At 56.5% G+C, this 13,488-nt stretch carries 13 protein-coding genes; 8 read left to right on the forward strand and 5 right to left on the reverse strand.

The window, feature by feature from the left end:
• Window positions 1-12 precede the first annotated feature (12 nt).
• Window positions 13-879 carry a crotonase/enoyl-CoA hydratase family protein gene (locus ACUTSW_RS22470; protein ID WP_006328758.1) on the reverse strand — a complete coding sequence of 289 codons (867 nt, stop codon included), beginning with the start codon at window positions 877-879 and terminating at the stop codon, window positions 13-15.
• A 272-nt stretch (window positions 880-1,151) separates the two neighbouring features.
• On the opposite strand from ACUTSW_RS22470, the gene ACUTSW_RS22475 reads away from it, so the two are divergent.
• From ACUTSW_RS22475 to ACUTSW_RS22495, 5 genes are all read left to right on the forward strand, one after another.
• Complete coding sequence (locus ACUTSW_RS22475; RefSeq protein ID WP_241921536.1) at window positions 1,152-1,604, forward strand: antitoxin PaaA2 family protein; 453 nt, start codon at window positions 1,152-1,154, stop codon at window positions 1,602-1,604.
• Window positions 1,605-1,618: 14 nt separating this feature from the next.
• Window positions 1,619-1,906: a type II toxin-antitoxin system RelE/ParE family toxin gene (locus ACUTSW_RS22480; protein ID WP_445585414.1), complete on the forward strand. Its 288-nt coding sequence runs from the start codon at window positions 1,619-1,621 to the stop codon at window positions 1,904-1,906.
• 104 nt (window positions 1,907-2,010) lie between these two features.
• The gene (yhjD, locus tag ACUTSW_RS22485; protein WP_062869026.1) at window positions 2,011-3,030 is read left to right on the forward strand and encodes an inner membrane protein YhjD; all 1,020 of its coding nucleotides are present in this window, start codon (window positions 2,011-2,013) and stop codon (window positions 3,028-3,030) included.
• A gap of 328 nt (window positions 3,031-3,358) precedes the next feature.
• Entirely contained in the window at window positions 3,359-4,681 is a 1,323-nt protein-coding gene (locus ACUTSW_RS22490) for an MFS transporter (protein ID WP_020439981.1), read from the forward strand.
• 99 nt (window positions 4,682-4,780) lie between these two features.
• Window positions 4,781-5,542, forward strand: coding sequence for a CDP-diacylglycerol diphosphatase (locus tag ACUTSW_RS22495; RefSeq protein WP_006328771.1), 762 nt, complete (start codon window positions 4,781-4,783; stop codon window positions 5,540-5,542).
• Between the two features lie 28 nt (window positions 5,543-5,570).
• Here the strand turns inward: ACUTSW_RS22495 and ACUTSW_RS22500 are convergent, their stop codons facing one another.
• Together ACUTSW_RS22500 and pdeH are read right to left on the reverse strand one after the other, a co-directional pair.
• On the reverse strand, window positions 5,571-7,604 hold the full coding sequence (locus ACUTSW_RS22500) for an AsmA family protein (protein ID WP_445585415.1): 2,034 nt from the start codon (window positions 7,602-7,604) through the stop codon (window positions 5,571-5,573).
• Between the two features lie 103 nt (window positions 7,605-7,707).
• Window positions 7,708-8,493 carry a cyclic-guanylate-specific phosphodiesterase gene (gene pdeH, locus ACUTSW_RS22505; RefSeq protein ID WP_445585416.1) on the reverse strand — a complete coding sequence of 262 codons (786 nt, stop codon included), beginning with the start codon at window positions 8,491-8,493 and terminating at the stop codon, window positions 7,708-7,710.
• Window positions 8,494-8,635: 142 nt separating this feature from the next.
• Here pdeH and ACUTSW_RS22510 point away from each other — a divergent pair, with 142 nt between their 5' ends.
• Window positions 8,636-8,839: a 2-hydroxymuconate tautomerase family protein gene (locus ACUTSW_RS22510; protein ID WP_004951695.1), complete on the forward strand. Its 204-nt coding sequence runs from the start codon at window positions 8,636-8,638 to the stop codon at window positions 8,837-8,839.
• A gap of 164 nt (window positions 8,840-9,003) precedes the next feature.
• Window positions 9,004-9,936, forward strand: a complete 933-nt coding sequence (locus ACUTSW_RS22515; RefSeq protein WP_445585417.1) for a sugar kinase — start codon at window positions 9,004-9,006, stop codon at window positions 9,934-9,936.
• A gap of 197 nt (window positions 9,937-10,133) precedes the next feature.
• Here the strand turns inward: ACUTSW_RS22515 and ilvC are convergent, their stop codons facing one another.
• Window positions 10,134-11,609, reverse strand: coding sequence for a ketol-acid reductoisomerase (gene ilvC, locus ACUTSW_RS22520; RefSeq protein ID WP_004951700.1), 1,476 nt, complete (start codon window positions 11,607-11,609; stop codon window positions 10,134-10,136).
• Between the two features lie 179 nt (window positions 11,610-11,788).
• Between ilvC and ilvY the strand changes: the two genes are divergently transcribed.
• Window positions 11,789-12,670 (forward strand): HTH-type transcriptional activator IlvY, encoded by an 882-nt coding sequence (gene ilvY, locus ACUTSW_RS22525; RefSeq protein ID WP_445585428.1) that lies wholly within the window; start codon window positions 11,789-11,791, stop codon window positions 12,668-12,670.
• 99 nt (window positions 12,671-12,769) lie between these two features.
• Here ilvY and ACUTSW_RS22530 read toward each other — a convergent pair whose 3' ends face one another.
• A complete protein-coding gene (locus tag ACUTSW_RS22530) occupies window positions 12,770-13,471 on the reverse strand; it encodes a DUF2461 domain-containing protein (protein ID WP_445585418.1) in 702 nt (233 codons plus the stop codon).
• Window positions 13,472-13,488 lie beyond the last annotated feature (17 nt).

Raw genomic sequence — 13,488 nt, forward strand, 5'->3', positions numbered from 1 at the left:
GGCAGGTTTACATTAGCCGGCACGGCGCAGGTTCAGCGTATGACGATCCTGCAGCATGACCAAACGTTCAATATAGGCACGGTCTTTCTCCTCGATAGTGAAAGCCGAATGCACCCAATCTTCGGTGATGTCCATCAACTCCGAACGCGTAAGCTGCAATACCCTCTGGCGAGCGCGCAGCATGGCGCGCATGCCGTTCAGCTTGGGCCGGATGGTATCGATAAAGGTACGGGTGGCTATATAGGCGTCACCGGGCTGGAAAAGTTGATCGACCAGGCCGCGGCTTTCAAACCATTCGGCGGTGTGCGACTCGCCGCTCCAGATAAGCTCCTCGGCCAAGCGCATGCCCGCTTTGCGCGCCACCAGCGAATAACCGCCCATGCCGGGGAACAGATTAAAGGCAATTTCCGGGAAGCCCATGCGCGCATTGTTCTGCGCCAGAACGAAATGGTGCGCCAGCGCCGCTTCAAACCCCCCGCCCAGCGCGCTGCCCTCCACCATCGCAATGCTAACCGCTCCGGTATCGAACCCGCGCGCCGCCGCGTGCACACAATCAATGCAGGCGCGCGCGTAAGCCATCATTGCTTCACGTTTGCGGTTTTTAATCGCTTCGGCAAAGAATTGCAGATCGCCGCCGACGTTGAACATGTTCGGCACCAGCGAACCGGTCACCCAAAAATCAAACTGCAGCGACGACTCTTTCGCCGCCTGCGCCAACGTCATGATGTCCTCGATCAGCGCCTGATTGAAGCAAGGCCGCGGCTCGGCGCGCAGCAGCATCCACATGATGTGCCGCTCTTCCTCATAGTAGGCGGAAATCTGTGTCAAAGTGCCCGCTTCGGTAAACGGACGACAGGTGGGATGATTAAGTAATTTCATATGACCTTCCATTTTATCTATTGATAACAGGTGAAACCGTTCCAGCCCCTACGGCTGCAGTAACGCTGCGGTTGAACCACCGCAGCGCCACCTCATGAGTAAACGCTTTCTTGGTGATGAAATAGATAAAAATTGGCGGTCGGCGAATGAAAAAAGCCGCTCTGGCTGCGCGGTTGACATAAGAATTTTACCTATCGGGTTAGCGATAACAGAGCCGTATCCAGAGAGAACCTGTTGTGCAATTAATAGTTAATTGCAATACTCAAGGAACGATGAAAAAAGGAAACGGAATGATGGCCGATACTATTGAACATGCCGCTCTGTGCCGGTTGGCAGCGGCAGGCGAAATCAACGGTGCTCAGGTTATCGGGCAACCGGGTGGGTGGGCGTTAAAAGTGTCCTTTGGCCAGGCAGAGCGCCCATTGGCAGCACAACGCAGCAAACAAATAAGGGTATTCAAACGGTTGGAAACACTGGTCACTTATCTGCAGGAGATCGGGATTGCCCGCTTCGAGGTCAATGCCGAAAATTACGATCCCCATAGTACAGACGCGACCCTGCGCCCGGACCGCTCTGTGGCCTTGAAACGAGCGCATCAGGCTGCCGCTTATGAAGAGTGGCTGCGCGAACAGGTTCAGGCCTCGATGGACGACTCACGGCCAGCCCTCTCTCACGACGATGCTCAGGCGTTATTCGCCAAAAAGAAGGCTGCATTACGCAAATAAATTAAGGATATGCCATGCAGTTGGAATGGAAACCAATGGCGTTGGAAGATCGTGAGGCAATTATGGAATACATTGCAAAGGATAATCCGACCGCTGCAATAGCACTGGATGATGAGTTTGAGGCGGCGGCGGAGCGTGCCTGCCAACATCCAAAGCTATACAAAAGGGGCCGAATTGCGTCAACGCATGAAATCGTTATCAGACACCGCTACCTGCTGATTTACCGTCTTACCCACAGCCATCTGCAGATTCTCCGGGTTCTCCATACCTCACGCCGTTGGCCACCGGTCCAGCGCCGATAAGCTCACAAATTGCCCGGTTGCCGCCCCCGACGGCCAATCGGCGAGCATTTTGGCTATAATCAAGACTGAGACAGCCTATTTATCGTTAAGGAAATCGTGACGTAATGCCTACAGGATCAGATAAAGAACCCCGTCAGCCCCACAATGAAATGCCGCAAAAACCCCTGATCGGTATCAAAACCGGCCACGGAAAAATTGACCGGCACATTTCCGGTTTTTCACGGCTGGTCGAGCGCATTCAGGCCTGGCCTAGCATCGCTCATCTGCTGCGCGCCACCGAGCGCTTTAACGATCGTCTGGGCAGCCAGTTTGGCGCCGCCATCACCTATTTTTCGTTTCTCTCACTGATTCCGATTCTGATGGTGTCGTTCGCCGCCGTCGGCTTTGTACTGGCGTCCAATCCTGACCTGCTGGCCGGGTTGATCAATAAAATTGTCGGCAGCATCAGCGATCCTACGCTGGCCAGCACGCTGAAAAATACCGTTAATACCGCCATTCAGCAGCGCACTACGGTGGGGCTGACAGGCCTGGCGCTGGCGCTGTATTCGGGGATCAGTTGGATGGGCAACCTGCGTGAGGCGATCCGGGCGCAGTCGCGTGACGTGTGGGAACGTAATCCGCAGGATCAGGAAAAGCTCTATTTCAAATATACCCGCGACTTTATCTCGCTAACCGGCCTGGTGGTGGCGCTGATTATTACCCTGACGCTGACCTCCATCGCCGGTTCGGCACAGGCGGCCATCGTCAGCGCGTTGGGCCTGGAAGGCATAGAATGGCTGCGGCCTGCGATGACGCTGATTGCGTTGTCGATCTCCATTCTCGCCAACTACCTGCTGTTCCTGTGGATCTTCTGGATGCTGCCACGCCATAAGCCAAAGAAAAAGGCGTTGCTGCGCGGGACGCTGCTCGCCGCCATCGGCTTCGAAGTGATTAAGTTTGTGATGACCATGACGCTGCCGCAGGTGGCCAAGTCCCCTTCCGGCGCCGCCTTTGGCTCGGTGATTGGGCTGATGGCGTTCTTCTATTTCTTTGCCCGCCTGACGCTGTTCTGCGCCGCCTGGATCGCCACCGCGCAGTATAAAGAAGATAAAACCCTGCCGACGTCCGAGCAGCCTGCCCCCTGAAGCAATGCAATCATACCGGCCATCATTCGATGGCCGGCGTTTTATTCTGAGATAATACTAAAAACCCAGCACACACCACCAAAATCAAACCTTTCGCTGTCTCAAAACCAGCATAACAAACTACCGACTAACTTTTCTTTACGATTTTTACAGCAATTAAATCTGTATATTATTCATTTTGCAACGTTAAAACCTAAAGGGAGTTACAGTACTGAAACATTAAGCTTTTTAACCGGTTAATGACGGCATTGTACAAAGTTTCATCATTGAAAAGGCATTTTGCTATGACTAAGATGGATTTTTACAAATTCAAAAAATAAGAAACACTATGCAAGCATCCATCGCACCAACTCTGGACGCCGACGAGGCGTCAACACCGGTAAACTCACGCGGAAAAGTGATTGTCGCCTCGCTGGTCGGTACCGCCATCGAGTTTTTCGATTTCTATATTTACGCCACCGCCGCGGTGATCGTATTCCCGCATATCTTCTTCCCGCAGGGCGACCCGACCACGGCCACGTTGCAATCACTGGCCACCTTCGCCGTCGCCTTTATTGCACGCCCGATTGGTTCGGCGCTGTTCGGTCACTTCGGCGATCGCGTGGGCCGCAAGGTGACGCTGGTCGCCTCGCTGCTCACCATGGGGATTTCTACCGTGCTGATCGGCCTGCTGCCGAGCTATGACACCATTGGCATCTTTGCGCCGCTCCTGCTGGCGCTGGCGCGTTTTGGCCAGGGGCTTGGTCTGGGCGGTGAATGGGGCGGCGCGGCTTTACTGGCTACCGAGAATGCTCCTGCTAGAAAGCGCGCGCTGTACGGCTCGTTCCCACAATTGGGTGCGCCTATCGGCTTCTTCTTCGCCAACGGGACCTTCCTGCTGCTCTCCTGGCTGCTGACAGACCAGCAGTTTATGGAATGGGGCTGGCGCGTGCCGTTTATCCTGTCCGCAGCTCTGGTGCTGATCGGCCTGTATGTCCGCGTATCACTGCATGAAACTCCGGTGTTCGCCAAGGTGGCGAAAGCCGGCAAACAGGTAAAAATCCCGCTCGGCACCCTGCTGAGCAAGCATTGGAAGGCGACCATACTCGGTACCTTCATCATGCTGGCGACCTATACCCTGTTCTACCTGATGACGGTTTACTCGATGACCTACGGCACCACGGCGCAGCCGCTGGGGTTAGGCTACTCACGCAATACCTTCCTGTGGATGCTGATGGTGGCGGTAATCGGTTTTGGCGTGATGGTGCCGATTGCCGGCCTGTTGGCGGATGCCTTTGGCCGCCGCAAGACCATGATCGCCATTACCCTGCTGATGATCGCTTTCGCCTTCCTGTTCCCAAGCCTGTTGGGCTCCGGCAATCAGGTGCTGGTGATGGGCTTCCTGCTGTGCGGTCTGAGCATCATGGGCCTGACCTTCGGCCCGATGGGGGCGCTGCTGCCGGAGCTGTTCCCGACCGAAGTGCGTTATACCGGCGCGTCCTTCTCCTACAACGTGGCGTCAATCCTCGGGGCCGCCGTGGCGCCTTATATCGCCACCTGGCTGGCAACCCACTACGGTCTGTTCTACGTCGGTCTGTATCTGGCAGCGATGGCCAGCCTCACGCTGATCGCCTTGCTGCTGATGAAAGAGACCCGGGATATGTCGCTGTAACCCTTGTTTTGCGGCCCCCCGGCGGGGCCGCACTTCCCGCTTTGTCTCCTGTCATAAATTCAGACTATGCTGTGCGCTCCTCCCGTTGAACGGAAATCGATGATGTCTCTGCGCCGCAGGCTGTATTGGTACCTTGTTCCCCTGATCGTTGCCGCCCTTGCATTGGGTGCCTGGTTCGGGCTGAAATCATCCCACCCGGACGCGCTTTGGCGCATCGTCAGCCAACAGTGTTTGCCCAACCAGCAGGCGCACAATAACCCGGCGCCCTGCGCACAGGTTGACACACAGGCCGGTTTTGTCGTGTTTAAGGATCGCAACGGGCCGTTGCAATATCTGTTGATGCCAAGCGCTAAAATTACCGGTATTGAAAGCCCGACGGTGCTGGAAGCCACCACCCCGAACTTCTTTGCGCAGGCCTGGGCGGCGCGCCATTTTATGGCGGATAAATATGGCAAAGAGATTGATGACGCTGATATTTCGCTGGCGATTAATTCCGAGTATGGCCGCAGCCAGAATCAGCTGCACATTCATATTTCCTGCCTGCTGCCGGCGGTAAAAACGCAGTTGGCGCAGTTTGCGGCGGATTACACCGAACAATGGCAACCGCTGCCCGGTGGCCTGCTGGGTCATGATTATCTGGTGCGCCGGGTCGCTCCTGACGAATTGGCCAGACAAGGTGCTTTCCGCCTGCTGGCCGAGGGCATCCCACGCGCCAATGGCCGCATGGGCAGCTTTGGCCTGGCGATGACCGCACTCCCAGGTGGCGACTTCCTGCTGCTGGCCACCGAACGCAGCCTGCTGCCCTTTACTCTGGCCTCGGCGGAAGAAATTCAGGATCACGACTGCCGGGTGTTGAATTAAAGATGGCCCGCTCGGCGGGCCATACAGATCATTTCTTTTGCTTCATCTTTTGCAGGATTTGCCCGCATTGGTTTTCATCGCCGCCTTCGCTCGGAGAAACCAACGCCAGCAAGGCTGCCGCCGGCGTCAGCACCACGCCCAGCGCCACCGCAGCCGCACCGCGCGCAATCAGCGGGCCGGCTTTAACGCCGGCATCCGGGTTCTTGAAGGTCCCTTTCACATACAAGGGTGAACGCAGCGTCAGCACGCGCATGCCCTTACTTTCCGGATCGATGGACAGATCCAGCCGCTCGGTAGCCAAATTGGTGTTGCCGCTGATATTGATAATGGCGTTCTCGGTGTCAAACACGAACAGCCGCGGCGCGGCGACGCCATTGCGAATACCGACATCCGCCGCCGCACAGTTGATGCCCACGACGTCGTCACCAAACAGCTTCGCCACCAGATAGTTGCCCACATTCAGACCGAGGATCTCCATCAGTCCGCGGCTGATCACGCCGTTGTTAACCACCATGCGCAGTTCACCGCTGCTGGTTGCCAACAGATCGGCCACCGAATTACCGCTGCCGGTCAGTTTGGCATCCCCGTTCATCTGCCCCAGGCTGCGCTTCATCGACGCCACGTTAGGCAACAGCTGCTGAAGCTGGAATTTACGCGCATGCATATCCACCCGGCCCTGCATCGGGTTTTTACCGCCGTCCAGACGAAGGGTGGCGTTGAGGTTGCCGCCGGCCACGCCGAATCGCAGCGGGTCCATCAGGATCACACCGTTATCCAACTGCAAATGGGTAGAGAGATCGCTCAGCGGCAGCGAATTGCCGCGCTCGATGCGTTTCGCGGTAAATTTCACGTCCGCATCCATCAGGTTCCAGCTTTTGGTGTCAAATTTCTCAACCGGTAACACCTTGTCGGCAGGCTGACGGCTCTTCTCCCCACGACCGGCTTTTTCCGTATTGGAATCCGCACCAATCAACGGCGCCAAATCGGCCAGGCGCAGCTGTTTCGACAGCACTTCACCGCTCAGTTTGGGCCGCGGTTTACTGGCGACATATTTCAAATTGCCGTGGATATCGCTGTCGCCGATTTTGCCGTCGAACTTCTGGTACTGGAACATCGCGCCGCCTTTCTCGTGCAACCGGGCGATCAGGTGCCCATCGGTAGAGTACGGCGGGGTATTCGGCAGCAGAACGCCAGTCAGGCCATACAGATTGCCCAGGCTATCGCCGGATAATTTTACCCGCAGATCCAACCCGCCGAGGTTCATCGGATCGGACAGCGTGCCAACCACCACCACCCGGGCTGCGCCAGAGCGCACGTCGGCTTGCAGCGGGAAAGGCACCTCGGCATTCTGCAGCGACAGCATGCCGCCCATCTTGCCGCTGCCCGACAGCGGCTCGCCGTTGTATTTGCCCTTCACCTTCCAGCCAAAAACATAGTCGGGGGTGATCGCACTGCCGGCGTCTTTTTTTCCTGTGACCTCGCTGAACGGCAGCGGCTTGCCAAGCGGGTCAATCAGCGCACGGAAATCTGCCTTCAGCGTAGCGTCTTTAACATCAATCTGACCGCGATCGAAGACGACGTCATGAATATTCACCGACCAGTTGGACGTCGGTTGTTTGGGATCGCCGGCCAGGTTGAAGGTCCAGTTATTGTCGCCGTTCGCCAGCCGTTGCAAGGTGGCGTTCGGTTGTTTCAGCCAGATACGCGGAATCAACACCTCTTTGCCGAGCAGCGCCAGCGGCGCGATGCTGGCATCGACGCGTTGCAGTTGGGCCATGCTGTCGCCGGGAATATTTTTGGGATTGCCCAACACAATGTCTTCGGCATGAATGTGCGGCCACGGCACCCAGGCACGCCAGCCACCCTCATCTTTCTCACGCGCCCAGTCCACGCCCAGCTCGCCGCGGATCGCGAACGGCCGCTGCAACTCGGCAGACACCTTGTCATTGATGGTCGGTTTAAGGCGGTTCCAGTCGAAGGTCATCACAAAGATCACCAGCACGGCAATCACCAGCAGCACGATGCCGCCAACCCAGCTGAAAGCTTTTCCCGTTCTTGTCATATCGGCTCCCTGAACACGGTAATCTGCCAGTAAAATTGATAAGCAGGCTTTACCAAGCCTAGCCGAGGATAGGCAAGAGTTCACGCTTTAGGCGGGCAGAGAGTCAGGCGGGCGGCGAGGAAAACAACACAGGCAAGGTTTGCAGCGTTTCAAAACGGGCCGGGCGGGAAAGGTAGTAACCTTGCGCAGCCAATGCGCCGGAACGCTGCACCAGCAACCATTCCTGCTCGGTTTCCACCCCTTCGACGATCACCCCTTCGCTGAGCTGGTTCATTATTTTGATCAGGGTGAAAAGCAACTCGATGCCGTCTTCCGTCTGCTTCAGCAGGGTGAATAACTCACGCGCCACTTTAATGTATTGGTAACGCCAGGTGCTGATGGCACAGAAGTTCGCCAAGCCGCTGCCGAAATCATCCAGCCACAACCGCTCCGCACCCGTAATTTGCTGCAACGGACAGCCCAGCGCCATCCCGGCGTGCTCCACCAGCTCAAAGCGCAGATAGGGCATCGCGGTAATCTGCCTTTGCAACTCAGCATGTCGCTGCAACGCCTGCAGCGCAATACCGTCGATATTGACCGACACCATCAACGCATGGCGGATAAAATGCGGCTGCCAGCCTTGCAGGAAGCTGAGTTGTTCCTGAATGATCCGCAGGCGCGAGCGAACGTCGAGGGCGGCGAAATAGCGCTCCGGCGACTGCGGCTTATCCGGCGCGCTGGGGTGATACACCACCGTTAACAGCTCTATCGCCAGCAAAGCGCCGGAGGTGCGGTAGATAGGCTGAAAGGTGTACAAGCGCTGACATTGTCGCCAGTAACGTTGCGTTTTTACGCGCATGCAGACGGCAAGGAATGGCGCCAGCAGACCAGAGTTCGTCTTGGTTGTCATGGGTACTATCGCCATCGAAGGAGAATGAAAACGCTCAGGCTGCGGTAGTGCTGCTCTTAGTTTATCGGCAAGATGCGATAAAGCTTTAAGCGATAGCGAAAGCCTTTTACATTGATAACAGATCAATAACAGAGGAAAAGACATGCCCTACGTAAATATCAAAATTACCCGCGAAGGCGCGACGCCGGAGCAAAAGAAACAGCTGATCGCCGGCGTGACGCAACTGTTGGTGGATACGCTGGGGAAAAACCCGGCGACCACCGTGGTGGTCATTGATGAAGTAGAAACCGACAATTGGGGCATCGGCGGCCACAGCGTCACCGACCTGCGCGCAGCCGCTAAATAACGGCCGGCAGCTCGCGTCGCATCGGGAAACTTTTCCATTTCCCGATAGCGATCATAAATTAATTAAAACGATGTTTTATTTTTATTGACTCCCCCCGCCCTTGCGTTGAGACTGAAGGCGTTGCGCATCCCTTCGTTTTCTTCTTCCAGCCAGGGCCGTTGACTATGACCACCCAGAATCTTGCCGTGATCGGCGAATGCATGATTGAACTGTCGCAAAAAGGCGCGGAGCTCAGCCGCGGATTTGGCGGCGATACCTTAAATACCGCCGTTTACATCGCCCGCCAGGTGTCGGAAACCGCGCTGCAGGTGCATTACGTCACCGCCCTCGGCACCGACAGCTTCAGCCAGGAAATGCTGCAGGCCTGGCAACAGGAAAAGGTTAAAACCGATCTGATCCAACGACTGGAAAACAAGCTGCCGGGGTTGTATGTGATCGAAACCGATGATACCGGCGAGCGCACCTTCTATTACTGGCGCAACGACGCCGCCGCACGCTACTGGCTGGAAGGGGCGCAAGCGGAGAGCCTGTGCGAGCACCTGGCCCACTTCGATTATCTGTACCTCAGCGGCATCAGCGTGGCCATTCTCAACCCAGCCAGCCGCACCCGATTGCTGGCGTTGCTGCGCCAGTGCCGCGCCAACGGCGGGAAAGTGATTTTCGACAATAACTATCGGCCGCGCCTGTGGCAGAACCGTGAGGAAACCCAACAGGTTTATCGCGATGTGCTGGCCTGTACCGACATCGCCTTCCTGACCCTGGACGATGAAGACCTGCTGTGGGGCAACCAGCCGGTGGAACAGGTGGTCCGCCGCACGCAGGCATTGGGCGTGACGGAGATTGTGATCAAACGCGGCGCAGACGCCTGCCTGGTATTCAGCGCCGAAGGCACCGAGCTTGAGATTCCGGCGGTGCAGCTGCCGAAAGAGAAGGTGGTGGATACCACCGCCGCAGGGGATTCCTTCAGCGCCGGTTACCTGGCGGTACGTTTAACCGGCGGCGACGCGGTACAGGCGGCACAGCGTGGCCACCTGACTGCCAGCACGGTGATTCAATATCGCGGGGCGATTATTCCACTCGCAGCCATGCCGCAATAATTCCGTCACCGTAAAAATGCGAAAGGCCAGCAATGATGCTGGCCTTTTTATTGGACTCGAAAACCCATCTTAATACCCTATAGACTTCAAGTTGTAGCCAGGCACCAAGCTATCTCATCCCCAGGTACTTACTTTAGTCAGTGACTGGGGTGTGATAGTGCAGGTAACAACGCTACAGCTTGAAAGACGACGGGTATTTAGCCTGCTACCGCGATACGTTTCATATCAGTCATATAACCACGCAGTTTGCGGCCAACGGATTCGATTGGGTGATTGCGCACCGCTTCGTTCACGTCACGCAGTTGCGCGTTGTCTACAGAAGTACCGGCCACGGATTTACCCAAATCACCTGCCTGCAGAGTTGTCATAAACTCTTTCAGCAACGGCACTGCGGCGTTAGCGAACAGGTAGTTACCGTATTCGGCGGTATCAGAGATAACCACGTTCATTTCATACAGACGCTTACGCGCGATGGTGTTGGCGATCAGCGGCAGTTCGTGCAGTGATTCGTAGTAAGCGGACTCTTCGATGATGCCTGCGTCAACCATGGTTTCGAACGCCAGCTCAACGCCTGCTTTCACCATAGCGACCATCAGCACGCCGTTATCAAAGTATTCCTGCTCGCTGATTTTGCCTTCGAACTGCGGCGCATTCTCGAAAGCCGATTTGCCGGTCTCTTCACGCCAGTTCAGCAGTTTTACGTCGTCTTCTGCCCAGTCGGCCATCATGCCGCTGGAGAAGGCGCCGGAGATGATGTCGTCCATGTGTTTTTGGAACAGCGGTGCCATGATCTCTTTCAGTTGCTCGGACAGCGCATAAGCACGCAGCTTGGCCGGGTTGGACAGGCGATCCATCATCAGGGTGATGCCGCCCTGCTTCAGCGCTTCGGTGATGGTTTCCCAGCCGAACTGAATCAGTTTCTCTGCGTACGCCGGCTCGGTGCCTTCAGCAACCAGTTTGTCGAAGCACAGCAGCGAACCCGCCTGCAACATGCCGCACAGAATGGTTTGCTCACCCATCAGGTCGGATTTCACTTCGGCAACGAAGGAGGACTCCAGGACGCCGGCACGGTGACCGCCAGTCGCTGCTGCCCAGGCCTTGGCGATCGCCATGCCTTCGCCTTTCGGGTCGTTTTCCGGGTGAACCGCAATCAGGGTCGGCACGCCGAAACCGCGTTTGTATTCTTCGCGCACTTCAGTGCCCGGGCATTTCGGCGCCACCATCACTACGGTGATGTCTTTACGTACCTGCTCGCCCACTTCAACGATATTGAAGCCATGGGAGTAGCCCAGCGCCGCGCCGTCTTTCATCAGCGGCTGTACTGCGCGAACCACTGAGGTGTGCTGTTTGTCCGGCGTCAGGTTAACCACCAGGTCCGCCTGCGGGATCAGATCTTCGTAGGTGCCCACTTTGAAGCCGTTCTCGGTCGCTTTACGCCATGAAGGGCGCTTCTCGTCGATGGCTTCTTTACGCAGGGCATAGGCAACGTCCAGGCCCGAGTCACGCATGTTCAGACCCTGGTTCAGGCCCTGTGCGCCACAGCCGACGATCACCACTTTTTTGCCTTTCAGGTAGCCGGCTTCATCCGCAAATTCGTCGCGTGCCATGAAACGACACTTACCCAATTGCGCCAACTGCTGACGCAGGTTCAATGTGTTGAAATAGTTAGCCATGGTGGTACTCCAGTTAGATGTTGTGTCGATTTAGCTTATCGATGTTATTTTCATTCCCCGCCCTGTCTGTGCGGAGATTCGTTAAACTCAATGTATAACAGGAAACGCGTTGCTTAAATTGATATATTACGAATGTGATATTGCAATTTATGCAACACTCTTGCTGCGAGCGTACCGATATGGATTTGCGTGATTTAAAACTGTTCCTCCATCTGGCGGAAAGCCAGCATTTTGGCCGCACCGCCAAAGCGATGCACGTCAGCCCGTCGACGCTATCCCGCCAGATCCAACGGCTGGAGGAGATCCTCGGGCAACCGCTGTTTTTGCGCGATAACCGCACCGTGCAGCTCACCGATGCCGGTGAACAGCTGAAAGAGTTTGCCCAGCATACCCTGTTGCAATACCAGCAGTTGAAACATTCGCTGGGCCAGCACGGCCCTTCGCTGAGCGGCGAATTGCGGCTGTTTTGCTCGGTTACCGCCGCCTACAGCCATCTGCCGCCAATCCTCGACAGGTTCCGAGCGCAGCATCCGCTGGTGGAAATCAAACTGACCACCGGTGACGCTGCCGACGCGGTCGACAAGGTGCAGTCCAACGAGGCTGACCTCGGCATTGCCGGCCGGCCAGAAACCCTGCCCACCAGCGTAGCGTTCACTAAAATCGGCGAAATCCCGCTGGTGCTGATTGCGCCAGCACTCCCCTGCGCGGTCCGCAGCCAGGCGTTTGCCGAGAAGCCCGACTGGGCCACCATTCCGTTTATCCTGCCGGAGCACGGGCCGTCACGAAAACGCATCGAACTGTGGTTCCGCCGCCAACGCATCGCCAACCCGCTGATTTACGCCACCGTCGGCGGCCACGAGGCCATCGTTTCGATGGTAGCGCTGGGTTGCGGCATTGCGCTGATCCCCGGCGTGGTGGTAGACAACAGCCCGGAACCGGTGCGTAACCGCATCTCGCAGCTGGAAAATATTTCGATGGTCGAACCCTTTGAACTGGGCGTTTGCGTACAGAAAAAGCGCCTCGGCGATCCACTGATCGAAGCTTTTTGGCGTTTACTTTAAACGACAGCGGATTTGTTGCCGTGTGAAAGATAAAAATCAAAATACCCTATGGATTTCAAGTTGCAGCCAACAGGCTGCAGCTTGAAAGACGGCGGGTATTCATAAATCAGCCGGATCGATTTGCTTCATCGTCTCCACCTGCATCAGCCAGTGATACAGCGGCTCAAGCTGTTGGAAACCTTGTGTCAGCGTCTGCACCAAACCGGCGCTGAACAACTTCTCTACCTGGCTGTCGCTGACCATCACCGCGAAAGATTTGCGGTTGTACCAGGTGGCGAGCTCCGCCACCTGCTCTTTCACCAGCGGGCGTTTGTAGCTTTCCCCCACCAGCTCGAACGGTGGCCGACAGCAGGCCGCCACCTCTAAAAACGGCTGCGGCCGGCGCAGCAGCGTATGGCGGAACAGGTCCATCGTCGGCTTGTTGGCGCTGTAATAGCCCAGCCCATAGCGCAACATATCCGGCCCCAGTTCAAAGAAATACACCGGCGCGTCTTTCCAGTCTTTACTCGGCCGTTTAAACGTCAGCCACATGCGGCTGCGATAGCGCGATTTGTCATGAGAGAAACGCGTATCGCGGTGGAGCCGCGACAGCGTTTTACCGATCGCCGGCCGGGTTTCAAACTGCGGATCGATCGTCAGCATGGCCGGGCTCAGCTCGGCCACCAGCGTACGGAACGGCGTCAACAGCTCCCGCTCGTAAACGTTACGATTGGCTTCAAACCAGTCTTTGTCGTTCTCGATACGCACCTGTTGGAGAAAATTCAGCCCCTGTTGGCTGAAACCGGTAAAACTGTCTGTCATACGCCGTCCTTGTCGAT

Source organism: Serratia sp. TSA_198.1 (assembly GCF_052686505.1).